Source organism: Rubritalea marina DSM 17716 (assembly GCF_000378105.1).
GTDB lineage: Bacteria > Verrucomicrobiota > Verrucomicrobiia > Verrucomicrobiales > Akkermansiaceae > Rubritalea > Rubritalea marina.
Genome location: NZ_KB899255.1, coordinates 96792 through 120730, shown reverse-complemented (window position 1 = coordinate 120730; position 23939 = coordinate 96792). Strand labels below are relative to the sequence as shown.

General features: G+C 53.5%; 19 protein-coding genes. 7 read left to right on the top strand and 12 right to left on the bottom strand.

Going from position 1 to position 23939, the window contains the following annotated elements:
- Positions 1-262: 262 nt before the first annotated feature.
- From F454_RS0108720 to recG, 4 genes are all read left to right on the top strand, one after another.
- Positions 263-1249, top strand: a complete 987-nt coding sequence (locus F454_RS0108720) for a ThuA domain-containing protein (RefSeq protein ID WP_026292804.1) — start codon at positions 263-265, stop codon at positions 1247-1249.
- A 27-nt stretch (positions 1250-1276) separates the two neighbouring features.
- On the top strand, positions 1277-4558 hold the full coding sequence (locus F454_RS0108715) for a PVC-type heme-binding CxxCH protein (protein ID WP_018970266.1): 3282 nt from the start codon (positions 1277-1279) through the stop codon (positions 4556-4558).
- Positions 4559-4678: 120 nt separating this feature from the next.
- A complete protein-coding gene (gene recJ, locus F454_RS0108710) occupies positions 4679-6376 on the top strand; it encodes a single-stranded-DNA-specific exonuclease RecJ (protein ID WP_018970265.1) in 1698 nt (565 codons plus the stop codon).
- 14 nt (positions 6377-6390) lie between these two features.
- Positions 6391-8412 (top strand): ATP-dependent DNA helicase RecG, encoded by a 2022-nt coding sequence (gene recG, locus F454_RS0108705; protein ID WP_018970264.1) that lies wholly within the window; start codon positions 6391-6393, stop codon positions 8410-8412.
- Positions 8413-8448: 36 nt separating this feature from the next.
- Here recG and F454_RS0108700 read toward each other — a convergent pair whose 3' ends face one another.
- Positions 8449-8880: a hypothetical protein gene (locus F454_RS0108700; protein WP_018970263.1), complete on the bottom strand. Its 432-nt coding sequence runs from the start codon at positions 8878-8880 to the stop codon at positions 8449-8451.
- 257 nt (positions 8881-9137) lie between these two features.
- Between F454_RS0108700 and F454_RS0108695 the strand changes: the two genes are divergently transcribed.
- On the top strand, positions 9138-10076 hold the full coding sequence (locus F454_RS0108695) for a type I phosphomannose isomerase catalytic subunit (RefSeq protein WP_018970262.1): 939 nt from the start codon (positions 9138-9140) through the stop codon (positions 10074-10076).
- Positions 10077-10081: 5 nt separating this feature from the next.
- Here F454_RS0108695 and F454_RS15770 read toward each other — a convergent pair whose 3' ends face one another.
- The 6 genes from F454_RS15770 to F454_RS0108665 all read right to left on the bottom strand — a co-directional run bounded on the left by F454_RS15770 (position 10082) and on the right by F454_RS0108665 (position 14896).
- A complete protein-coding gene (locus F454_RS15770; RefSeq protein ID WP_169334352.1) occupies positions 10082-11260 on the bottom strand; it encodes a CobW family GTP-binding protein in 1179 nt (392 codons plus the stop codon).
- A gap of 24 nt (positions 11261-11284) precedes the next feature.
- Complete coding sequence (locus F454_RS0108685) at positions 11285-12598, bottom strand: glutamate--tRNA ligase (protein WP_018970260.1); 1314 nt, start codon at positions 12596-12598, stop codon at positions 11285-11287.
- A 191-nt stretch (positions 12599-12789) separates the two neighbouring features.
- Complete coding sequence (locus F454_RS0108680) at positions 12790-13284, bottom strand: single-stranded DNA-binding protein (protein ID WP_018970259.1); 495 nt, start codon at positions 13282-13284, stop codon at positions 12790-12792.
- Between the two features lie 108 nt (positions 13285-13392).
- On the bottom strand, positions 13393-13680 hold the full coding sequence (locus F454_RS0108675) for a 30S ribosomal protein S6 (RefSeq protein WP_018970258.1): 288 nt from the start codon (positions 13678-13680) through the stop codon (positions 13393-13395).
- Between the two features lie 11 nt (positions 13681-13691).
- A complete protein-coding gene (gene pth / locus F454_RS0108670) occupies positions 13692-14258 on the bottom strand; it encodes an aminoacyl-tRNA hydrolase (RefSeq protein WP_018970257.1) in 567 nt (188 codons plus the stop codon).
- A gap of 50 nt (positions 14259-14308) precedes the next feature.
- Complete coding sequence (locus F454_RS0108665) at positions 14309-14896, bottom strand: 50S ribosomal protein L25 (protein WP_018970256.1); 588 nt, start codon at positions 14894-14896, stop codon at positions 14309-14311.
- 716 nt (positions 14897-15612) lie between these two features.
- Here F454_RS0108665 and F454_RS0108660 point away from each other — a divergent pair.
- Positions 15613-16902, top strand: coding sequence for an NAD(P)/FAD-dependent oxidoreductase (locus F454_RS0108660; protein WP_018970255.1), 1290 nt, complete (start codon positions 15613-15615; stop codon positions 16900-16902).
- A gap of 97 nt (positions 16903-16999) precedes the next feature.
- On the opposite strand, the gene F454_RS0108655 is transcribed toward F454_RS0108660, so the two are convergent.
- Genes F454_RS0108655 through F454_RS0108640 form a run of 4 tightly spaced genes read right to left on the bottom strand, consistent with a single transcriptional unit; the run spans position 17000 to position 21730 of the window.
- Positions 17000-18055, bottom strand: coding sequence for a nucleoid-associated protein (locus tag F454_RS0108655; RefSeq protein ID WP_169334351.1), 1056 nt, complete (start codon positions 18053-18055; stop codon positions 17000-17002).
- A 25-nt stretch (positions 18056-18080) separates the two neighbouring features.
- Positions 18081-18956 (bottom strand): hypothetical protein, encoded by an 876-nt coding sequence (locus F454_RS0108650; RefSeq protein ID WP_018970253.1) that lies wholly within the window; start codon positions 18954-18956, stop codon positions 18081-18083.
- 57 nt (positions 18957-19013) lie between these two features.
- The gene (locus F454_RS0108645; RefSeq protein ID WP_018970252.1) at positions 19014-20564 is read right to left on the bottom strand and encodes an SUMF1/EgtB/PvdO family nonheme iron enzyme; all 1551 of its coding nucleotides are present in this window, start codon (positions 20562-20564) and stop codon (positions 19014-19016) included.
- A gap of 8 nt (positions 20565-20572) precedes the next feature.
- Positions 20573-21730 carry a tetratricopeptide repeat protein gene (locus F454_RS0108640; protein WP_156817213.1) on the bottom strand — a complete coding sequence of 386 codons (1158 nt, stop codon included), beginning with the start codon at positions 21728-21730 and terminating at the stop codon, positions 20573-20575.
- Positions 21731-21872: 142 nt separating this feature from the next.
- On the opposite strand from F454_RS0108640, the gene pabB reads away from it, so the two are divergent.
- Complete coding sequence (pabB, locus tag F454_RS14705; protein ID WP_018970250.1) at positions 21873-23129, top strand: aminodeoxychorismate synthase component I; 1257 nt, start codon at positions 21873-21875, stop codon at positions 23127-23129.
- Here the strand turns inward: pabB and F454_RS0108630 are convergent.
- Complete coding sequence (locus F454_RS0108630) at positions 23115-23918, bottom strand: sulfite exporter TauE/SafE family protein (protein WP_083912946.1); 804 nt, start codon at positions 23916-23918, stop codon at positions 23115-23117. The genes pabB and F454_RS0108630 overlap by 15 nt on opposite strands.
- Positions 23919-23939 lie beyond the last annotated feature (21 nt).

The following is a 23939-nucleotide window of genomic DNA, read 5'->3' as shown; positions in this document are numbered from 1 at the left end:
ATGGCCGCTTTTGTTCATCTATCATAAAATAATTCGCTCATCCACGGTCCACATAGAGATCCCTACCGTGGCGAATTTTGATAAGCAACTGGGTTCAGCATACGCCCAACACATCAACCATCCATTCGCTCTCAAGCGAGGGGGCGTTGATTTTCTACCAATAGCAACCTCCTCCAAAACGAAGAACTTGCGAAACTCCCAATGACACAGCATTGTAAGAATGCTGATCAGCACCCCGTACTCACCACCAATTATCACAATTATGAAAAATTCGATTACCCTTGCCGCCCTCAGCATTGCAACCACCACACTTTCCCAAGCTGCCGAAACCTTCCTGCACCTTCCAGCTCAAGGTGAAGCCAACGGCAAGCACGTTGTCCTTCTCTCAGGAGACGAGGAATACCGCTCTGAAGAAGCCATGCCAATGCTCGGCAGCATCCTCGCTAAGCAGGGTTTCGAATGCACCATTCTCTTTTCACTCGATGACGAAGGCAAGGTAGCGCCAAAGCAAGGTGGCAACCTCACCAACTCCGAAGCCCTCGACAAAGCTGACGCCATCGTCATGAGCATCCGCTTCCGCCACTGGGACGACGCATCCATGGAACGCTTCGAAGCTGCTCTCAACCGCGGCACACCACTCGTAGCACTCCGCACCTCCACCCACGCATTCAACTTCAAGCCTGAATCCAAGTGGGCAAAGTACAGCTACAACGCAAAGCCTGAAACTGGCTGGGAAGGTGGCTTCGGTCGCCAAGTCCTCGGTGAGTCATGGGTGAGCCACCACGGCAAACACGGCACAGAAGGCACTCGCTCTCTCGTAGAAAAAGCAAACGCAGAACACCCAGTACTCAATGGTGTCGGTGAGATTTTTGGCACATCTGACGTCTACGGAGCAGCTCCACTCGCGCCATCCACCGTACTCCTTCGTGGCCAAGTCACCGAAACTCTCGAAGCTGATTCAGCACCAGTTGCTGCCAAGAACGACCCAATGCAGCCAATCGCTTGGACTCGTGAATTCAAGAACGCAGGCGATAAGCCTAACCGTGTGCTCACGACCACCATGGGCGCAGCTACCGACCTTCTCGATGAAGACCTCCGTCGTCTTGTGATCAATGGCGTCTACTGGGGCCTCGAGCTTCCTGTGCCAGCCAAAGCTGAGGTTTCTATCCCAGCATCATGGAAACCAACCAAATTCGCATTCAACGGCTTCAAAGAAGGCCTAAAGCCATCTGACTTCCTCGTGAAGTAATGTGGCCACCATCATCTACTAGCACCTATGAACAAATTCTTTTCATTTTCTCTCACTAGCTCAGCGGCTGCGCTAGCTGTGGCGTCATTGTACACCACATCTTGTAGCCGATCTGAGCAGGCATCGGCAGAGCCTAAGGCAGACGTGAATGAGCAAGCTTCCCCAGCATACTCTATCACCATGCCTGAGGCAAACGCCCCAGCACTCAAGATCGCTGACGGCGCGCACATCACCCTCATGGGTGACGGCCTCGCTTCACGGATGGCCAAATTCGGCGCATTCGAAACCGAACTCCAAGTTCGCTACCCAAATGCCAAACTCGTGATCCGCAACATGGGTGACGAAGGCAACACACCAGCATTCCGCCCACACCCGGGCCGTGAATACGCCGATCAATTCGCCTTCCCCGGTGCCAAGGAGCTCGCCCGCAAGGACCTCCAGGTAAACACCAACCCGAAAGGACACTTTGAGACTCCTGACCAATGGCTCACCAAGCTCAAGACTGACATCGTCATCGCCACCTTCGGCTTCTCTTCCGCCTTTGACGGAGCAGACGGCCTCGATGGCTTCAAGGCGGAGCTTGATGCTTTCCTCAAACACACCCAGGCACAACAATACAATGGCAGCTCTGCAGCGCAGATCGCGCTTGTAGGACCTGCCGCTTTTGAGGATCTCTCAGCCACCCAAGGCACGCCGGCTGGTGAAGAGCAAAATGAGAACTTCGCGCTCTACACAGCAGCAATGAAGGAAGTAGCCAGCGCCAATGGCGTGCTCTTCATCGACCTCTTCGACCTGACGCAGCAGCTCATCGCCAACGAAAAAGCACCGATTACTCGCGATGGCGCCCTCCTCAATGCTCAGGGCCAAACACTCATCGCCCCCTACCTCGCTGATGCTATCTTCGGCAAGGCAGATGAGGTCGCTGCAGACAAACGTGATGCCATCCTCGCTGCCGTTCAGGAGAAAAACTACCTCTGGCACAACTACTTCAAAATCCCGAATGGCGTGCACGTCTACGGTCGTCGCTTCAAGCCATACGGCCCACAGAACTACCCTGATGAATTGAAGAAAGCGGGTGAAATGACCGCAGTACGCGACCAAGCGATCTGGGCTGCCAACACGGGAGCCTCCTTCGACCTTGCTGCAGCTGATGCCAACACACACCAACTTCCCGAAGTTCCGACCAACTACCACCCAGGTAAAGAAAAAGCGGGTGTCTTTGGTTACGAAACGGGTGAAGATGCCATCAAAGGCTTTAATGTGCCTGAAGGGTACAAGGTCGAACTCTTTGCCTCAGAAAAAGAATTCAAGAACCTTGCAAACCCAGTACAGATCTCCTTTGACAACAAAGGACGCCTCTGGGTCGCTTCCATGCCATCCTACCCACACTGGAAAGTCGGTGACCCTAAGCCAAGCGACACCCTCGCCATCTACGAAGATACTGATGGCGACGGCAAAGCGGATAAGGAAACAATCTTCGCAGGTGACCTCCACATCCCAATTGGTTTTGAATTTGCACCTGAAGGCGTTTACGTCTCTCAGTCAGACTCCCTCGTACTCCTCAAGGACACCGATGGCGACGACCAATACGACGAAAAAGAAATCATCTACTCCGGGTTTGATGACCATGACACCCACCACGCGATCTCCGCATTCTGCGCTGATCCTTCAGGTGCAATCATGATGGGTGAAGGGATCTTCCTCCACTCCAATGTCGACACCGCATACGGTACCGTCCGTGGTTCGAATGGTGGATTCTTCCGCTATGACATTAACAAGAAGAAGCTCGAACGTACCAGCCAGGTGCGCATTCCAAACCCATGGGGCATCGCCTTTGATGACTATGGACAGGACTTCTTCCTCCACACCTCAGGCACTGAGCTGATCTGGATGGGTCACAACGCGATCAAGCCAAAATACGGCCGTAACTTGAAGACCCAGGACTTGATCCAGGACAACAAAGTGCGCCCAACCTCCGGTCTTGAGTTCGTCTCCAGCTCCCACTTCCCAGACGAAGTGCAGGGTGACATACTGATTAACAACAACATCGGCTTCAAAGGCATCAAACAGCACGACGTGCTCGACGATGGCACTGGCTTCACCGCCAAGTACCGCCAGGATTTGTTGAACTCATCAATCCAGAACTTCCGCCCGGTGGATCTCGAGTTTGCCCCTGATGGCTCGCTCTACTTCATCGACTGGACCAACATGCTGATTGGCCACATGCAGCACAATGCTCGTGACCCGCACCGCGACCACGTTCACGGCCGAATCTACCGCATCACCTACCCGTCACGCCCGCTCGTGACACCGGCGAAGGTGGACGGTGCTTCTATCGATGAGCTCCTCGAGAACCTCAAGCTTCACGAGTACCGCACACGCTACCGCACACGCCGCGAGCTTCGTGGTCGTGATGCCGACGAAGTAGCAAGTGCCACTCAAAAGTGGATCAAGGGCCTCGACGCTAGCGAAGCTGACTACGAGCGCTACTTGCTCGAAGCCTTCTGGGTACTCTGGGGTGTTGATCGTTTCGACAACGCACTCCTCGAGACACTCCTCAAGGCCAAGGAACCACGCGTGCGTGTTGGTGCCATCAAAGGCTTCCGCCACAACCTCGATGCCGTTCCGAATGCGGTTGCGCTTCTCGAAGCCGCTGCTGCTGATCAGAACCCACGTGTGCGCCTCGAAGCTGCCAACACAGCATCTTGGCTGCCAGATGGCCAGGGCCTCAAAGCAATCGAAACTGCGAGAGCAGCATCAGAAGCTTCTGATGCCGCAGACTATGCCAAGTGGGTGAAGTCTCCAACAGACGCCGCCCTTGAAGACCTCACTGGAGTGAAAGCCCAAAAAGCTGCCGACCCAGAAGTCATTGCTTGGAAGAAAGCCGGCAAGTCTAAGAAGAAAATCGCCTTCCTCAAAAAAGGCCGCGAGGTGTATCACCGCGAGGCTCACTGTGAGACATGTCACCAAAAAGACGGCAAAGGCCTACCTGCTGGTGGCTTCCCACCGCTCGCTGGCACCAAGTGGGTCCTCGAAGACCCTGAGCGCTTAATCAAAATCACCCTCAAAGGTGTGATGGGTGAAATCGACGTGGCTGGCAAAACATACAATGGCGCCATGACTCCATTTGAAGGCCTGCTCAACGACGAAGAAACCGCCGCTGTGCTCACCTACGTGCGCCAGTCATTTGGCAACGACGCTCCAGAGATCACCGCCGAACAAGTGAAAGCAGTGCGTGCTGCTGAGAAAGCACACATCGGCCTCTACCAAGCTGCCGAGCTCCTCAAAAAGCACCCACATCAGAACTAAGTTCTAGCACACTCGGACAAGCATTCTACCAAGCCCAAGGCTCCTAGAGCCTTGGGCTTTTTATTTGTCATAAAGAGTTCTTGAGATGCCTATCAAGCCTGCGTAGCTTAGCCATTACAGATGCGGCAGGAGAAAGTACATTGGATCATCAAGCAAGATCCACCCGAACAAGACTCGTCAGTTCCGGGCTTACCAAAAATCCTCCTCACCTTGCTCGGCCAGCGCAACATCGTTGGCAAAAAAGCGATCCAGAGCTTTCTCCAGCCAAAGCTCAAGGAACTCAGCGACCCCTTTCTTTTGCCCGATATGGCAGCTGCCGTGGAGCGCATCCTCGATGCTGCAGACCACAAGCAAAATGTGCTCGTCTACGGTGACTACGACGTCGATGGAGTGACCTCGGTAGCACTCATGAGTGAAACCCTCAATGCCTACGGCATCGATGCTGACATCTTCATTCCTAGAAGAAGCAAAGAAGGCTACGGGCTCAGCGAGGCTGCCATCGCCACCATACTCGATGGCCCGCGCAAACCTGACCTCATCATCACCGTAGACTGTGGCACCGCATCCGTTGCGGAAATCACCCAACTCAAACAAGCGGGCATCGATGTCATCGTCGTCGACCACCACGAGCCCTCCTTGCAGGGCAAGCCCGACTGCATCGCCGTGGTGAACCCAAAGATGGGAGATTCTTTTCACTACCTTTGCGCCGCAGGAGTCGTCTTCAAGCTGGCGCACGCAATGCTCAAGAGCCGCCGCGTGGAAGGCTTCGACCTCAAAAACTACATCGACATGGTAGCCGTTGCCACCATCGCCGACATTGTCCCCTTGGTAGAAGAAAACCGCCTACTCGTTCGACATGGTCTCCTGCGCCTGCCTAACACCCAACACCCAGGTCTCAAGGCACTACAACAAGTAGCAGACCTTAGCAACAACGTCAGCAGTATGGATGTGGGATTCCGCATCGGCCCACGCATCAACGCCGCAGGGCGCATGGACAAACCCGAGGACGCCCTCTCGCTCCTACTTTCTCGCGACCTCTCAAGCGCCCACGAGATCGCCAACCAGCTGGACGAATACAACCGCCAACGCCAGAGCTACGAGCGTCAGATCCGTGACCAAGCACTGCTAATGCTCGAGCGCAATCACGATCCCTCCAATGACCCAGTCATCGTACTTGGCTCACGCGATTGGCACCCCGGAGTCGTAGGCATCGTGGCCTCACGCCTGATGCGCCAGTTTTACAAGCCAACCTTCATCATCTCAGTAGACCAAGAAGGCATAGGCAAAGGCAGCGGGCGCAGCGTGGAAGGCATCTCGCTCGTCGGTGCGATCCAGAACTGCACCGAGCAATTGATAGCAGGCGGCGGCCACGACATGGCCGCTGGCCTCAGCATCCATGAAAACCAGCTCGACGCGTTCCGCAAAGAATTCACCAATTACGTTCTCAAATCTAGCGAACCTGAGCAACGTGTTCCACGCCTCCACGTCGACTGTGAAATCAATTTTGACGAACTCTCCCTCGAGTTCATGGACAGCTACGACCTACTCCAACCCTTCGGCAGTCAAAACCCCCAGCCCGTCTTCATGAGCCGCAACATCTGGCTCACTGAAGCCCCGCGGGTTCTCAAAAACAATCACCTCAAATTCTACCTCCGCCAAGGCATCAGCGAGCGCGATGCCATCTTCTTCAGTGGTGGCGAGCGCGACCTCCCAGACCCACCTTGGGACATCGCCTACACCATCGACCGCAATACCTTCCGCGGCAGAACGACCCTACAGATCGTTATCCAAGATGTGCGCGCCCACCGCACTGACTAATTCCACCACTTCCCATGATCGATGTCAGTGCGAACCTCGAAAGCCTCGGCCAGTTCCTCAGCAAGGAATTGATCGCGCTCGACACCGCGCAAATCCACAGCGTCGATCAATTGCTCCACCACTTCCCCAAGCGCTACGAAGACCGACGCCAATTCGGCGGCCTAAACATTGATTCCGCCGGAAGCCAAATCTGCCTACAAGGCACCGTCATCGACTCCAAGAACCCTAGCTTCCATGGTCGCCGAGCCCCACAGGAAGTCAAGGTAGCCATCAGCAATAGCATCGATGGCGGCTCGATCACCCTCCGTTGGTTCAACATGCCCTACATCACTAAGATGCTCGCGGTTGGCCACGAAATTGTCTTCTTCGGTAAGGTAAAAGAACACGCTGGGCGTCTCGTCATTGATCATCCAGAGTTCGAAATCATCGAAGAAGGCGATCAAAACCACATCCACGTCGACCGCATCGTGCCAGTCTATCGTAACATTGCCGGCATCCACCAGAAGAAACTGCGGGAGCACATCTACCAGCTGCTAGAACAGATTGACCCCTCGGGCCTCACAAGCCTCGATCACCTCGACCCAGACTACAGCCACCACCAAGCACTCAAAGACATCCATTGCCCCAGGGCCCTGACTGCCAGTAAAACTGCGCGCCGCCACTTCGCTCTCGATGAGTTCTTTAAGATCCAGCTACAAGTCCAATGGCGCAAGGAGAACTATGCCCAACAAGCCGGACACTCACTCGGCAAGAAAACCCAACTACTCACCCAGTTCTACCACCAGCTGCCTTTCGATCTCACCAACTCACAAAAACAATGCGTCAAAGAGATCATCCACGACATGCGCAGTCCACGCCCGATGCACCGGCTTCTGCAAGGTGATGTCGGCGCCGGCAAAACCTTTGTCGCCATGTGTGCCGCCCTCTTGGCCATCGAGAGCGGTGTCCAAGTCGCCCTCATGGCGCCTACTCAGATCCTTGCCGAGCAACATTATCACTCTTTCAACAAGTGGCTCGATGGTCTCGACATCCACATCGAACTCCTCACGGGATCCCAGCGCAAATCAAACCACCACGACGCGAAAAGCAGCCTGCTCATCGGCACCCACGCCCTTCTCTTCGCCGAGGACCATCTGCAAAACTTGGGGCTCGTCATCATCGACGAACAACACAAGTTTGGTGTGGAGCAACGCAGCAAACTCATCAACGCAGGCAATGCTCCCGATGTCTTGGTCATGACCGCCACCCCCATCCCACGCACCCTCACCATGACACTCTACGGCGACCTCGACGTCTCCGTGCTCACTGAGCGCCCAGCCAATCGCGGCAAAATCGTTACCGGTCTACGCCCAAAAGCAAAAGTCTCCGACATCACCAAATTCATCCAGCAAAACCTCCAGCAAGGACGCCAAGCCTACATCGTCTACCCACTCGTGGAAGACTCAGAAACAACGAAGATCGAATCCGCAAGCAGCGCCTTCGAAAAATGGCAAAAACGCTTCAAAAAACATGAAGTAGGGCTCCTCCACGGCAAGCTCAGTGGCGAAGATAAAGACGCCGTCATGGAGCGCTTCTCCAAGCACGACATCGATGTGCTCGTCGCCACCACCGTCATCGAGGTCGGCATCGACGTACCCAATGCCAATATCATGGTCATCTACTACGCTGATCGCTTTGGTCTCTCGCAACTTCACCAACTACGAGGACGAGTCGGCCGCGGTGAGCACAAGTCCTACTGCATCCTCCACAGCGACGGCAAAAGCCCAGATGGGCTCGAAAAATTGCAAATCCTTGCCGACAGTGACGACGGATTCCACATCGCCGAAGAAGACCTCCGCCTGCGTGGCCCCGGCAATGTACTCAGCACCCAACAAAGTGGCCTCTCGAACCTTCAATTCCCAGAATTCCTGAGCGACCTCGCCTTGATCCAACAAGCTGGAGAACTTGCTAAAATCACATTGCGTAAAGACCCCAATCTGAGCCAATTCCCCAGGCTCAAGCTAAACCTCCAAGCTCAAGAATCCCTGAGATCCTAGCAAACTCTAACGACCAATTAGAATACCGTATTCTTTCTATGTAAGAAGATCGCGAAGCTTTTCCTGAAACTTAATCATATCTTCCTCGTTCGGCTGATAACCAGGAGTCTCAGGGTCTAGGGACAGGCGCCCAGATTGATCGATAATCCATACGGCCGGCTCACCATCACTAAAGGTCACCGAGCCACTCTTCAACGCTCCTGGGCGCTCCACCGTGTCGACGCTAGCATCGACAAAGCCCGTGGGCACACGCACTGGTGCTGAATCCTCTTGTGCTTGCTCCTCCGGCTGCGCTTCAGTCAATAATTCAATGCCCAAGTCGAGCACCAAAAAACGCGTGTCCAAGTAGGTGATGTTGTGACCCAGCTCCGACTGGATCTTCTGCTGCAATTCCTGAAGTTGGTCCCCAGCGGCAGCCCATGCTGCCAACTGCTCTTTCTCTGAATCTGTCAATTGTGATGCATCCATAGCTCTGATGGGGATCAAACTAACCTATCCTCGTCGATTGGGAAGTAGAGATTCTACAAATACATTCTAGCAGCTGCTAGAAGTAGTGTTGAGCAGCCTAACATTTATCAACTTCTCCGTGCTCTCAACCATTAAGGTTTCCTATCTAATTATTTAACCTAGCAGCTAGATTTACGTTTCCAACAAGGCACATCGATGCTACTTCTAGGTACTCGCTTTTTTAAGCTCCCCGAAACACCACCACTACCAATCAAGCCATGGCAGTCATCACATTCAATCCCGTCTATCAAGAACGCGTATGGGGAGGAAGGCAGCTGGAAACCAAATATGGTCGCCGCCTTCCTAACAATGGGAAACCTTATGGCGAATCTTGGGAAATTTCAGCACGTGAAGAGGCGCCTTCTTTAGTGCGTAGCGGCCCACACGAGGGCATGAGCTTAAACGAGCTATGGCACGATCACCGCGAGGAAATCTTTGGGTCTGGTTACACCATGGAGCGCTTTCCTCTTCTCTTGAAGATCTTGGATGCTCAAGACGACCTTTCAATCCAGGTGCACCCGCCAGAAGAGATCGCAGCGGAGATGGGTGGTGAGCCCAAAACCGAAATGTGGTACATTGCCCACGCTGACCCAGACGCCTCCATCTACGTGGGGGTTCGCAAAGGAACCACCGCAGAATCCTTCGAACAAGCAATCAGAGATGGTAGCTCAGAGGATATGGTGCACCGCATCACGCCAAAAACTGGCGACTTCATCCAGATCCCCTCAGGCCGATTGCATGCCATTGGCGCCGGCATCCTCATCTACGAAATCCAACAAAATTCTGACACCACGTACCGCGTCTACGATTGGGGTCGCGTTGGCCTTGATGGCAAACCTCGTGACCTCCACGTTGAAGAATCGATGCGTTGTATCGACTTCGATGATGTGGAGCCGAGCATGACTGAAGCTCAGGGTTCGTTGCTGGTAGATTGCCCATATTACCGAGTCGAACGCCACCGGATTGGTATTGGGGACGTGGTAAAGAACCCTGATCCTAGCAAGTTTTCGCTGGTAACCATCGTCGAAGGAGAACTCAGCGGCACCGACGGCACACGCTATGACACAGGTCGCTTCCTCCTCCTTAGCGCGGGGGATGAAGGCCTCAAAGCTGTCGGCAATTGCCTCTACCTACAAACGACTTTACCCCTTATTTAAGTCGACTACGCTTCTTTGATTGTGGGCCATGGGTCGGCGAAGCTTTCGCCTGCTTTCCAAGCAGTGACTTCCTCATCGCTGCACAATGCCCATTCGAGAGCTTCCAGAAATGCCGACCGATCGGGCTCGGATCCTATCACCGTTAGCTCATAGCGGCGATCACCAAACACTGGGTCTTCACTCTCTAAAAGAGCCTCTAAGTGCTCTCGCTCCTCTGGGAGGAGCTTCTCGTCGCTGCTGGCGATCTCTGCACGCCACAAGCCCGACAGCTCAAGCGAGATTTGGCTACCCGCCTGTTGCCACAGCAAGGCGTGCCCTGGCCGTGACACCAACCAAATCAACCCTTTCGTTCGATACAATCCTGTACCCAGTTGATTCTGACAGACGCTATGCAACCTCTCGGGGTGGAACGGGCGACGCCCACTCAGGACCACGGCTTCTAGATCACTCGCTATCGCTTCCTCAGCATGGTCCAAGCCCAGTTGCTTGGCTCGCTCAGACAATGCCAACAAACTAGGAGCAGGCACCTGTTCGAGATGGCTCAAGCTTAAACCAGCCTGAGCCGAAAGCGCTACCGTTGCGTAGGGTTGCATCTGCTGTAAGTTGCGTACCTGCCGATCCAGTACTTCTTTCGGGATCGTATCCACCTTCGTCAACACCAACACCGAGGCCATCGCCACCTGCTCTGCTAGCACTGCTGCTGCACGCTGCAGCGAAAGATCCTTCAACGGATCACCACCACCAAGCAACACATCTCCATTGGCAAAATCACGATGCAAGTTCAGCGCATCTACGGTTACGATAAAATGGCGTAAGACATAACGACTGTCTTGCGTCAGTGCCTTAATCAATGGCCACGGGCGGGCCGCCCCAGTGCTTTCGCACATCAGGTAGCTCGGCTTCGGTTCGAGCTCTGCTATTTCCCCCAAAGCCACCCCGAGCGAGCGGTGCAAACTCTCACCAGCATGGCTCCCGTGCAACGCCGCCACACGGCCAGTCAAGCTACCCGGATCAAGATGACGTTCTTCATCAGAAAGCAGCCGCGCATCCACACCTGACTCACTCAAATCATGCACGACCCAAGCGGCGTCAGCCAGCTGCATATCATCACGCCAGTTCCTCAATAGAGTCGTCTTACCCGACCCTAGAAATCCACACAGAGCAACAATTGGAATTTTATCCATCCCGAAATCCATCCTCAGCTAGGATCAACGCAGTGCTGCGACTGCACGGCGAATCCGGCGCACTGATTCGTTTTGGCCGAGAATCTCTAGAATTGCTCCGAGGTCAGGCCCTCCTGCAGCCCCAGTGAGAGCCACCCGAGTCGGAAACATGAGTTGTCCTGGTTTCGCACCATTCGCCTTGGCGGTGGCACCAATGCTAGCTTTTGCTTCTGCCCAATCGCCGAGACCTTCTAGCGCTTCAGCCAGCTGATTCAAAAGCTCTGCAGCTGCCTCATTCTTCTGAACCTTGGCAAGCGCATCATCAGAGAAGGGATAATCCGCGTTGTAGAAAAAGCCAATCATCTCAGGAACCTCGGTGAGGAGGCGCACCTTTTCTTGAATAGAGCCAGCAATCGCAATGTACTTATCATCCACTTCGATACCAGCTTCAGCCACATACGGCGCGGCGGCAGCGGCGAATTCTTCTGCACTAAGTTTGGCCAAGTGCTGTTGATTCACCCAGCCACACTTCTCGATATCAAATTTCCCTGGGGCGCGGTTAATCGACTCAATCGTAAACTTCTCGATCAACTCATCAGGGCTGAAGATCTCGCTTTCATCCTTCGGCGACCAACCGAGTAAGGCGAGAAAGTTAAACACCGCCTCAGAGCTGTAGCCTTGCGTTGCATACTCAGCGATGGCTGCTCCTTGATCCCGCTTGGACATCTTAGAGCCGTCCATGTTAAGGATGAGTGGGATGTGCGCGTACGCTGGCGCTTCGACACCAAATGCCTCAAAAAGCTGCAGGTGCTTTGGCGTGTTCATCAGATGATCTTCACCACGCAACACATGCGTCATGCCCATCTCGATGTCATCCACCACATTGACAAAGTGAAAGGTGAAAGTCCCATCAGAACGCTTCACCACCATGTCCGGATTGATCGATTCATCAGTGTAATCGACTGTGACTTCACCACAGACTAGGTCGTGCATGGTGATCGGCTTGCGTTCAAAGCGAAAACGATAGGCGCCATCATCTGCGTACACGCGATTCGCTGCCACCAACTTCTCAAAGTAGCTGTCGTAGATCTCCTGACGCTCAGATTGGTTGTACGGACCACAATCACCGCCTTTGCCGGGACCCTCGTCCCAGTCCATTCCCAGCCAACTAAGTCCTTGGAAAATGGCCTCACGCGCTTCATCCGTATTGCGCTCTTTATCGGTATCTTCCACCCGGAGGATGAAGCTACCGCCGTGCTTGCGCGCGAAAAGGTAATTGAAGAGAGCGGTACGAGCACCACCAACGTGAAGGTAGCCCGTAGGCGACGGTGCAAAGCGAGTGCGGACTGGTTTGTTCATGCCCAGAGTTGTGGATGAGTCCCCCCCCACTGACAAGGGGAAAGTGGGATGGCATCAGGATGAACTGGCGAAATCGACCCTCGCTTCATGTCAGACAAACTCCGCAGCGCAGCACCTACAAAAAAGAACCCCAGCAACCACGCAATGCGGTACTGAGGTCGTGATTCAATCAGAGCCTGTGCTCTGCTTGCTTAAAATGGAATGTCATCGTCATCGTCCATGTTGTCGAAGCCACTCGCTGGTGAGCCTCCACTAGGAGCCTGCTGTGGCGGAGCTGCTTGCTGCTGCGGTGCTTGCTGCTGCGGTGCCTGCTGCTGGTATTGCTGACCGCCACCTTGCTGACCACCACCACCTTGGCCACCACCGATGAATTGCATGTTGTCAGCCACGACTTTGAGACGGCTGCGCTTTTGGCCGCTTTGCTGGTCCTGCCAGGTGTCTAGCTGAAGACGTCCTTCAAAGAACACTGGACGGCCCTTGGCAAGGTACTGTCCTGCGAGCTCCGCTGTGCGACCCCACACGGTGACATCCACAAAGGTGGTTTCGTCCACCCATTCCTCGCCTTGCTTGACGCGGCGATTACAAGCGAGGCCTACGTCGGCCACAGCTGTGCCCTTAGGAGTGTAGCGAACCTCGATATCACGGGTCACATTGCCCATGAGCATTACTTTATTTAAACTAGACATCTTGAGGCGCACTCTAAAAAGAAAATCACCACTCGACAATAGAAAAGCCGAGTGGTGATGAAATCATTCGTGCTAAGCGAATTCTATTAGGCGTGCTGCCTAACCGAATTAGCCGAGACGACGGTATTGTTGAAGGTAGATACCTTCTACGAGGTCAAGTGCCTCTTTGATGTCTTCGATCGCTTCTGGACCAGCATTGAAGAAGTAGTTTACGTATACGCCGCCTTCGATCTGGCGTGCGTTGTATGCAAATGTCTTACGACCAAGCTGCTTCACTTCGTCGAGTGTTGCGCCGTTTGCTTCGATGACTTTACCTACTTCGCTAACGAACTCGTCAACGGAACCTTCTTTACCTTTGGTGTCGAGAACGACGAGACCTTCGTATTTTCTGCTCATAATTTTAATTGTTAAATGTTGTTTTTGACGTTGTGCACATTGGCTGCGGCTTCCACTCCATTGACTAACGCAAGCTGCACAGCATCAGCTGCTCTTGCAAGTGCGTTTTCGATGATCGGCTGCTCGTCAGGAGAGAACTTCCCGAGAACGTGTCCAACCATTTCGCCAGGTTTGGCTCCGCCAATTCCTACCTTCAAGCGCGGGAACTTGTCGCTCCCCAGATGAGAGATCAATGACTTGAGGCCATTGTGGCCAGCCGCTGATCCACTCATGCGAAAGCGAAGATCACCTGCCGGGATGGCCACGTCGTCATAAACAACGAGGACTTCCTCCGGCTGCCACTTGTAGAACCGCATCGCGGCTCCAGCTGCACGACCACTTTCGTTCATGAACGTCTGCGGCTTCATCAGCATGGCTTGTGGGTGCTTCGCAATGTGCGCTTTCCATTTCAGATGGTTCACAAACTCAGCCCCAGCTCGGTCTGCCAGATGGTCCAGCACATCGAAACCCACGTTATGGCGGGTGCCTTCATACTTTCTACCGGGGTTACCGAGGCCAATGACTAATTTGATTGCCAATGCAATGGATAGTTAAAATTGCAATGCGATTGAAACGTCAAGAAATGGGATTACTCAGCAGTACCTGCGCCTGCGGACTTAGCTGCACGTGTCATTGCTACGAGTGCAACAAGAACTCTGCCATCGAGTGTCGGGGTCACACCTGCAGGGAAGTCGATATCACCAATGGTGAGAGACTCTGCAAGACCGAGCCCTGTAACGTCAGCTTCGATTGTTTCTGGAAGATCATTCGGAAGCGCCTTCACCTTGGTAGAGTGTACCAACTGCTCAAGAGCACCACCGAGCTTGATGCCCGCAGGCTCGCCCTGAAGTACTACAGGAAGCTTCGCTGTAAGAACTGTATTGTCAGTCACCGCAAGGAAATCGGCATGAAGAATCGCACCTGTGATTGCGTCGAACTGAAGGTCCTGGATGAACACACGTTGTGTTTTACCGCCTTCAACTTCGAGGTTCAAAAGAATCTGTGAAGATGGGGATGCGTTGAGCATGTCGCGGAATTCTTTCGCGTTTACTTTCACGTTCTGGTTTTCGCTAGCACCGTATACTACGGCTGGAACGAAACCTTCACGACGCATTGCATTCAATGCTCCTGAGCCAGTGCGTGCACGCTCAGTAGCTTTTACTGTATTAATAGCCATGTTGTTGTTTGTTTGGAAGTTAGACCTCGCCCAAAGATGCTTTATCAGACGTTTCTAATTAGATACTCCCTGCCCTTGATGTACCAATATCCATTGGCCGGTAGATTGTGAGATCAAACACCAGCGGCAGAGGTGGATCGCGGTGTTAATACCTGACTCACTCGATGTCAACGATAATCGCAGCACTCGCCCACCCCTGGAGCCTTCACCATTGAACAAAAAAAATGACGCCATCAATCGTGGCGTCCGCGGGAAAGGGAGCGCCGCTTGGTGGACGAACTGGGGAGAAAACCAGTCCACCAAACGGCGTATCGGGGATTTTGTGCTGCAGGGGGATGACCAATGGCAATGCCGAAGCATTGTGGGGGATCATCACCGCCTTATGTTGTGCCTAAGTCTTTGATGAGCTCACTCTGTCTAAATCACGGGGGGAGTGCTTTATTGAGTGATGCCTATTCCATCAAGACAGCTTTAACATATCGGATTGTGATTAATCTGTATTGAATGATCTTGCTTTTTTCACAATTTTCTTGCTTTGAGCAACAATCACCGTGCTTCAATCCCATGAAACTAAGGGAATCCATGGGTCTTGTCCAAAATAATCTCAGCGTGAAACCCATGAAAATCAGGGCTAATGAAGCCAGTAAAATAGACTTTGTGAAATTTTTCACAAAGTCTTACTTGTGTCCTTCGTCGAATCAGACTAAGCCCAGCGCATGGCAGACATTGCAGTCAAAAAAGTAGTCATCATCGGTGGAGGTTTCGCCGGCTTGGAGTGCGCGAAGCAACTCGCAAACAAGCCGACCTTTGAAGTTACCCTGATTGATCGAACAAACCACCACTTGTTCCAGCCGCTGCTATATCAAGTAGCTACCGCTACCCTTCCATCTCACGATATCGCACGCTCCCTTCGTAGCATTCTAGACGAAGCCGACAACGTCACGGTTCTCATGGATGAAGTTCTCAACGTTGACTCCGAAGCCAAATCTCTCACCGGCCGCTCTGGCAACACATACGACTTCGACACCCTCGTAGTAGCAGCAGGAGCCAAGACTGGCTACTTTGGTAACGACCACTGGGCTGAGCACACCATCGGCATGAAGACACTCGCCGAAGCACACGAAATCCGTGAGCGCGTCCTCAAGAATCTCGAGACAGCTGAAATCAGTAACGACCCAGAGGAACGCCGCCGCCTCATGACCATCGCTATCGTAGGTGGTGGCCCAACTGGGGTAGAACTCTCAGGTGCATTCGTCGAGCTCATCCAGCGCTCCATGAAGCGCAACTTCCGCCGCATCGACACCTCACAACTTAAGGTTATTCTGATCGAAGCCGGCCCACGCCTTCTTCCCCCTTATGAAGAAGAAAGCTCAGCCTACACACAGAAGCGCCTTGAGAAGCTCGGCGTGGAAGTACGTACGAGCACGATGGTAACTGACATCGAAGCAGGCAAAGTCATCACCAAAGACACCGTGATCGAAGCTGGCTCCATCCTCTGGGCAGCCGGCGTCGAAGCCGAAAGCATCGTCAGCAAACTCCCCGTCGAGACCAACCGCGCGGGCAAAGTAACACCGGATGCATGCCTCAGCCTCCCTGGTCACCGTGACATCTTTGTAGCTGGCGACGTGACATTCATGAAAGATGCCAATGGCGTACCCGTCCCGGGTGTTGCTCCGGCAGCCTCACAAATGGGTCGCTTCATTGGTAAGCTCCTGGTTAAGGAAGCGGTTCCTGGCCAAGAAAACGCTGAGCGCCCCGGTTTCGTATACTGGGATAAGGGCGCCATGGCGATTGTCGGTCGCTCACATGCAGTGGTCGAGTTCGGCAAGATCCAACTCAAAGGCATCATCGCTTGGTTTGCTTGGCTATTCATTCACATCCTCTTCCTTGTAGACTTCCGCTCCAAGCTCAGCGTGTTTATCCACTGGCTCTGGAACTACGTGACCGACGCACCTGGCGTGCGCGTCTTTGAGTACAAGCCCGAAGACGACATCAGCAAGAAATAGCACACACTCACAGCCCCCCGGCTACTCTCTCTGAGAAACAAAAAGCTCTACGGTGATTCACCGCAGAGCTTTTTTATGAGCATGGCTCAAGGCCTGATCACAATTCTTCGTGGTAGAAGACTTTGATGTACTTCATTTCCATCTTCTCGTCGTAACCCCGCTCAAGGATATCGCTCTCGCGCTCTGCGAAGTCTGGAGTGAATTTCATCACCACACCAGTATCGAGCTTGAGGTTGCCTTTGATCTTGGAGCCAGCCTTCTTGGCAGCCACCTTATCGATAGCAAACTCGGTGGCGATTGGCTCACCATCTTCGTCTTTGTAGTTGTCCTTGTATTGAGTGAATTGTTCGATGATCTCAGGCTCGCGCAACACCTCATCGTGGAAGTGCTTTTCATCAAAGGTCTCAGCCTCACTCATGTACTGAATGGCGTCATTTGCGACGCGATACTTTTGCTCGAGAGGCATTTCCTCGGGCAGGCCTTCATCAGCGAATGAGGTGCACATGGAAGCATATTGCTTGGTGCGGTATTCGTCGTCCTTGCGCGCCCGCGCACCAAGGAAATCACGCACCCAAAAGTTGGTTTCTGAACCACCTTTGTCAAAAGTGTAAACTAGGTAGCCACCATCTTTATCGTAGTCCACGATCAAGCAACCTTTGTCGATCTTATCTGGGTAAATCCCATTGTGTGTCGTGAGCTGCAGGTCCCCATCCTGGTCTGAAATCTCAAGAAATGGGGTGAGGCTCTCCGACTTGACCACGCTGATGGCATCACAGATCTCACCATTGATTTGCACCCCACGGATCAGCGCGATACAAAGGTCGCCTGACTTGATATTCGGGTGCTTGGTCTTATCGTATAAGTGTCTCGCAATTTTTCTAGAATACGTGAGGAAGCGTTCGTCTTGATCAAAGATCGTATTCGCATAGCAGTGCATCTCGTGCAGGCTAAGGTCTGATGTGTGATGAAAGTGATAACGCTCAAGATTCTTGAATGGCTTCAAGAAAGCCAAAGTCAGAATCTCTTTATCCTCTTCACCAAATTGGCAAAGGTCCTTAGAAGTCTTGAGAGACTCGCCTCGCAGCGGGTTGCCAATTTTCGCCAGAGAGACAGTCTCCAGCGTTGCTTTGTTGAAGTTCGTTGTGATGGTCATGTCGATGATAGAAGTACTCAATCCATTACTGGGAAAAGCCATTAGGCACCTCGGACAGCTTGTGGAACTTACTGCGTTCCTCAGCTTCCTTCGTAGGATCATACGGCTGGGAATTGGCTACTACTACTTGACCGCCGTTGCCAGTATAAAGAAAAGGATTCGTGGTCCCCACACTCTTATGGTAGCGACGCTGGGTGGTCTTCCCCGAGGTATTCACCACCGTGTGACAGTAGAGCTCTGGGGAAGCCATGAAGAGCACGTGCAGATTGTTCTGACGATCAACCGCTTTGTTCGCCTCGCGGAATGATAAAACAGAACCCAATGAATAACAGGCCAGCATATGCCCTCTGCGCACGTCTTCCACCTGCACATAGAGCTTCGGCGGGCCATCGCCCGAACTCTTCAGAAGCTTGTACTCACGCTGATCGCCAGCCACTCCCGGCACGCCTACCTTGGTGCTCCAATTGACCACGCCGCGATTCACCGTGAAGAACACGGACTGCGAACGCGAGCCCTCGCCAGGACCCTGATTGGGGGTGCGAACAATCGCATGGACTGAATAATTACCAGGCTCTGAAAGGTCGAAGGTATTGTTGAGAGTGAAGGATGATTTCACGCGCTCTGCCGTGGGAATCGTGGTACCACTGTAGTTTGCTTCACGTAGTTTACTGATGGCCTTACCACTCTGGTTGCGCACCACAAACTCTACCCAAGGAGCCCCTCGGCTGTTTTTCAACACCATCGGCCCGCCAGACTGGTTCGCTATCGAAACGGTCACCTGAATCGGCTCGTAGCTGATGTATTGTCGACGGTTGGTCTTCACGCCCAGACTGATTTGGGCTTCCAGACAGCTAGAGACGCTGACAAGGACAATACTGATAAGAAAGAGTATACGAGTCATGATGCTTGGGTATCATTCTGATAATTTGCCCCCAATGTCAAACTCCGAGCCGAGATTCTACAGTCGTGGTGCACGATCGCTCACCGCACGGAAGCCCACGTTGCTACGGCGTAAGTTGCGGCCATCTTCAAGCTCAGTCCCCGAGAGATCAATCCACTCGATAGTCGAAGCATCACTGGCCACTTTATCGTAAGCACCACCGAGAAGCATCCACATCTCAGGCTTTACTGGGCTTGCTGGATCTTTTGCAGGTGCTGCCGCCCACTCCGAAACATTGCCAGCCATTCCATGCAGCCCAGGTGGCGTGACATCAACTTGACTCGCATCCACCTGCCCCCACGGTGACGCTTTCTGCATGGTTTCACCCTCCTTCTTCACCCCCACGATCAAGCGCCATTCATCAACACTAGGGAGTCGCTTGCGAATATGATTACAGTAGGCGTACGCGTCCCACCAATCGATACCCACCACCGGACAATTCAAATCCATCACCAGACCATTCCACTCACCATTGAGCTTGGCTGCCGAGTGCATCGCTTCCCAGTCATCAGGAATGTGGCTGACCTTCGAGCTTGGCTGGTTCTCGTGCTGGTAGACAGAACGCTGACGCTCATCAAACATCTCCATCACTTCCAGAAACTTGGCGTACTCGGCAATCGTGACTTCGTGCGAATCGATCCAGAAAGTCTCCACATCCACGGTATCACCATCGAGCCCCTCAACCTCGCCAGCATCGATTTGCAGCATCTGGCTTAAATCACGTGCGACACTGCGCTTTTCTGGTTCAATCATCTGGCTCAAACCTACCAAAACGCAAAACACGATGAACACCACAGAAATCATCGCAATGACCTCTTGTTGCTTCCGGCGGCGCTCCAGCTTCACCGTATCGGACTGCGGCACCTGCTCGGTACTCGCATATGAAAGGTCCGCCTCCACCTGACGCGAAAGCTCCAGCACCTGCCTCCAAGTCACTGGCACCTCGCGCTCAAGATCACACATGTGGTCGAGCAAGGAACGCACACGAGTCGCCCCCTGTTCACCTGTCTTCAGCATCGGTTTCAATGCAGTAGCGATGCTAATGCGGTCTTCGAGCCCCACCTCGGCACTGTACTCACCTCCCACCGCCATGTTAATCACGCGGGTCAGCAAGTCGTCTCCAATGAAAATATGCTCCGGTAGGATGGGAAGAGTCGCCACCTGGCGGCGCTCAAAAAAGTAATTCGCCTCAGCCAACTGAGCAATGATGCGAATCATTTGCTTCGGCAGCCATTGCTTCTTCGTATCCATCGAAACCTGAAGATTGGTGCCCTGCAGGCGCTCTCGAGCGTAGAAACAATGCGGCGACTCATGGAATGCTTCAAATACCGAACCAATCAATGGGTGGTCGACTTTTGCCTTAGCGCGCACATCATCGAGGAAGGTATTGATGACATCTTGATCCGTGGCTCCAGGGAGGTTCAGACTATCGATGATCACTCCGCGGCTCACAGAAATCTGCTTAGCCTTCCAGGTGTTCATGTCTTCGCCGTCTATCAGTAGGCCTTCAAATAGATAATCACCTACCTGATCGCCGACTTTAAGCACTCTCTGAAACGTAGTCTCCATCTCGTCTATCAATACTCACTAGGCAAGTTAGGTAGTAGGGGGTTGCCTTCGTTCATTGGTGGCAGCTCCCCGTCAAATGGCAAGCCATAACTAGGAGTTACTTGTTGCTTTGCGTGTATTGAATGAAGCTTACGTGGGTTTGCCTGCTGATCTACCAATTCATTTTGATAATAGAGCTCGACCACGTAGCCAAAATAACTCCGTTGTCCAAACAAATGGGACTCCGAAGCACTCATCTCAGCCACCGTATAATTCGCTTCCGCAATCTCTTCACCCGAACTCCAATCCACCGGAGCGTAGACCCAACGCTCATTCATCTGATCAGCCCGTGACTCAGGTACCGGCTCGACGCGATGCTTATCCACCAAATCATAGTGGTGGACAATCAAGTGGATGTCTTCGGGATCAAATCGCTCCTGGTTCAACAACTTCACGGGCACGCGCAGCTGCACCTGCATGCCATCATGACTCAGGCGCTTCATAATATGCCCAAGGGCAAATTGGTCATTCTTAGAAGACTCCGGCTCGATACCATTGGATAACTTGTAAGCCGCATTGTGATAGTATATCCCGATGTCTGGCCCCTGAATGAACAGGCGCTCGTAGCAATCTGCCGCGCGTTCCCATTGCCCCATCACTTCAAAAACCTCCGCTTTCCGCCACCACACCAACGGTTCCTCTTCACTGAGCGCCGCTGCGTCATCAAGCAAGATCAAGGCCTGAATCGCATCGCCACGCTTGCGCGCCGCCTCCGCCTCCTCGACAAGCTTGCGCACATCAGAACGTGCAATGGCGGCCTCTTCGTTGGCTGGCCTTGCTTGGCTCAAACCCTTGACATTCTGCTCTGGCAAACTCACTTGCGGCGCCTGGCCCAGCTCCATAGTGACAGACGCGTCCTCTCCGTATGCCAGCATCAATTGCTCAAGACTACGAGGTGCAATCGCCTCGCCCTCACGGGGCGCACGCGCCTCTGGAGCCGCCGGCACAGAAATCACGATTGGATCCTCGCGCACGTAGCGCACGACCTCGCGCACCTCCCCGCTGCGCACCGCAATTGCAGAGCCAATCGCAATCAACTGGCTCACCGCGAGACACGCAAATAGCCCCCAAGCCACCTGATACGCGCTGGGTCTCTTACTGCGAATTCTACTGCTCGAGTGTGCCATGAACGGCACTAATGTGCGAAGTCCTCCCACCGATGAAAAGAACCGATTTTCAATTCCAAAGAAAAACATGACACGCCTGCGCAACGCACAATTCGCTTGAGAAGGACACAGAACCACCTACAGATATTGCCATCGCCCGACTATGCCTAGCCGCCTCCAAGCCATCTCACTGAAGCACTCACCCATCGCTGTGGCCCACGCCTTACAGCACCTAGATGGGCTCGTCTTCTTCGATAGCGCCGGAAACATCCAATCGGATCGAGGTGGAGCACTAAGCATCATCACAGCCCGCCCTCGCAAGGTTTTTCGAGGTCACATCAGCGACACCTCCGAGCTAGAAAGCCACCTCCAAGAGCACGCACAAAGCGACCACCCTCTCCCCCACGGAGGGCTCTGCGGTTGGGTCGAGTACGAGGGCAACTATTGCTTTGGCGCCTACCACGAGATGCTCGTCTACCGCCACAGCGACCAACAATGGTTTGAATCTGGCGCCCTATCCACACAGCTAGAAACCGAACACTCATCCCCCAGCGCACTGGGCTTTGGTCCCTTCACCCCCTCCATTAGCAAGACTGAGTACATGGCCAAGGTGGGGCGCATTGCCGACTACATAGCCGCTGGCGACATCTATCAGGTGAACCTCTCACAAAAGTTCTCTGCACAGACTATGCCCTCAAACAATAGCAAGCTTTTCACCCTCTACCAACAACTGCGCGAACTCTCACCCGCCCCCCACGCGGCCTACCTCAATCTCGACAACCACGAGATCCTTTCTTCCTCTCCAGAGACCTTTCTCAAACTCCACAATCAATCGATCGAAACCCGCCCGATCAAAGGAACACGACCACGCTTCCAAGACCCCAAGCAAGACGCCGCCAGCGCCCACGAGCTTCAGCATTCTGAAAAAGAAATCTCGGAACTCATCATGATCACCGACCTGCTGCGCAATGACCTCGGCACCGTCTGCGAGTTCGGCTCGGTCAAGGTCGACGAGATCCTCAAGCTCGAACCCTACCAGCAAGTCCACCACCTCGTTTCCACCGTCAGCGGCACACTGCGCGAGGGCACAAGCCACCTGCAGGCGCTGCAGTCCTGCTACCCGGGCGGCTCGATCACTGGCGCACCTAAAAAGCGCGCCATGGAAATCATCGAAGAACTCGAGCCCGTCACTCGCGGAGTCTACACCGGCGCCATCGGCTACCTTGGCTTTAATGGCTCCAGCCAGTTCAACATCGCAATCCGCACCATCGTACGCGACCACGATAAAATCCACTACCACGTAGGCGCTGGCATCGTAGCGGACTCAGAGCCAGCAGCCGAATTCCAAGAAACGCTGCACAAGGCAAAGGGTATTCAGCTTGCACTCGACGCCTACCAAGCAGGTTCAGGCAACGAGTAGCTTCACCCCGGCGATCAGTGCGAAAGTCACCACCAACACCTCAAAGGCCTTTTGTGGCACCTTGCGAAGCACCTTCTTGCCAAGCCAGACCCCCAGCGCCACCACCGGAATCATGTAAAGATTCCACCGCAAGGTCTCCCAGGTCATCAAGTCCAAACCCGCATTCAAAGGAAGCTTGATCAAATTAATGATCAAAAAGAAGCGAGCCCCCACGCCAATAATGTCGAGCTTCGACACATTTCGAGAGAGTAAGAACAATTGCATGATCGGCCCCGCGGCATTCGCCAGCATCGTAGCCAAGCCCCCACTCACTCCCGCCGAGATGCCAAAGGCTTTCGAGTGCGCTAGCCTGTCGAAATTCTCAGGAAAGAACTTCTTCATGAGCTGCATCAGCACCATGCTGACAATCACCAGACCGATCGCCACACGCATCGACTCATTCGAGAACACCGTCAGCAAATACACCGCAACGGCAAGCCCAATCAAGGCGGGCCACATGAACTGCCACACGCTACGCCAATCCCCATACTTACGATAGGCCGGGTACACAATGAGATCCCCGGTGATCAACATTGGCAGTGCCACCCCGATCGATTCTTTCGCCCCAAACGCCTCCGCAAGCAAGAACACCGAGATGTAGGACACCCCAGAAAACCCCGCCTTCGCCACCCCAATAAAAAAAGCAGAAAGCACCAAAACCCAGAGCAAGGGCATCCCCATCACACTCGGTTCAAACGCCGCAACATTCAGCTGATTCAAAGCAATCAAAAGCTCAGGTGGTACTCGCATAGGATCACGCGCACTTCAGCA

Bases quoted from the DNA above. Each gene is read 5' to 3' on its own strand.
- F454_RS0108720 (WP_026292804.1), top strand. From the start codon at position 263: ATGAAAAATTCGATTACCCTTGCCGCCCTCAGCATTGCAACCACCACA.
- F454_RS0108715 (WP_018970266.1), top strand. From the start codon at position 1,277: ATGAACAAATTCTTTTCATTTTCTCTCACTAGCTCAGCGGCTGCGCTA.
- recJ (WP_018970265.1), top strand. From the start codon at position 4,679: ATGCGGCAGGAGAAAGTACATTGGATCATCAAGCAAGATCCACCCGAA.
- recG (WP_018970264.1), top strand. From the start codon at position 6,391: ATGATCGATGTCAGTGCGAACCTCGAAAGCCTCGGCCAGTTCCTCAGC.
- F454_RS0108700 (WP_018970263.1), bottom strand. From the start codon at position 8,880: ATGGATGCATCACAATTGACAGATTCAGAGAAAGAGCAGTTGGCAGCA.
- F454_RS0108695 (WP_018970262.1), top strand. From the start codon at position 9,138: ATGGCAGTCATCACATTCAATCCCGTCTATCAAGAACGCGTATGGGGA.
- F454_RS15770 (WP_169334352.1), bottom strand. From the start codon at position 11,260: ATGGATAAAATTCCAATTGTTGCTCTGTGTGGATTTCTAGGGTCGGGT.
- F454_RS0108685 (WP_018970260.1), bottom strand. From the start codon at position 12,598: ATGAACAAACCAGTCCGCACTCGCTTTGCACCGTCGCCTACGGGCTAC.
- F454_RS0108680 (WP_018970259.1), bottom strand. From the start codon at position 13,284: ATGTCTAGTTTAAATAAAGTAATGCTCATGGGCAATGTGACCCGTGAT.
- F454_RS0108675 (WP_018970258.1), bottom strand. From the start codon at position 13,680: ATGAGCAGAAAATACGAAGGTCTCGTCGTTCTCGACACCAAAGGTAAA.
- F454_RS0108665 (WP_018970256.1), bottom strand. From the start codon at position 14,896: ATGGCTATTAATACAGTAAAAGCTACTGAGCGTGCACGCACTGGCTCA.
- F454_RS0108660 (WP_018970255.1), top strand. From the start codon at position 15,613: ATGGCAGACATTGCAGTCAAAAAAGTAGTCATCATCGGTGGAGGTTTC.
- F454_RS0108655 (WP_169334351.1), bottom strand. From the start codon at position 18,055: ATGACCATCACAACGAACTTCAACAAAGCAACGCTGGAGACTGTCTCT.
- F454_RS0108650 (WP_018970253.1), bottom strand. From the start codon at position 18,956: ATGACTCGTATACTCTTTCTTATCAGTATTGTCCTTGTCAGCGTCTCT.
- F454_RS0108645 (WP_018970252.1), bottom strand. From the start codon at position 20,564: ATGGAGACTACGTTTCAGAGAGTGCTTAAAGTCGGCGATCAGGTAGGT.
- F454_RS0108640 (WP_156817213.1), bottom strand. From the start codon at position 21,730: ATGGCACACTCGAGCAGTAGAATTCGCAGTAAGAGACCCAGCGCGTAT.
- pabB (WP_018970250.1), top strand. From the start codon at position 21,873: ATGCCTAGCCGCCTCCAAGCCATCTCACTGAAGCACTCACCCATCGCT.
- F454_RS0108630 (WP_083912946.1), bottom strand. From the start codon at position 23,918: ATGCGAGTACCACCTGAGCTTTTGATTGCTTTGAATCAGCTGAATGTT.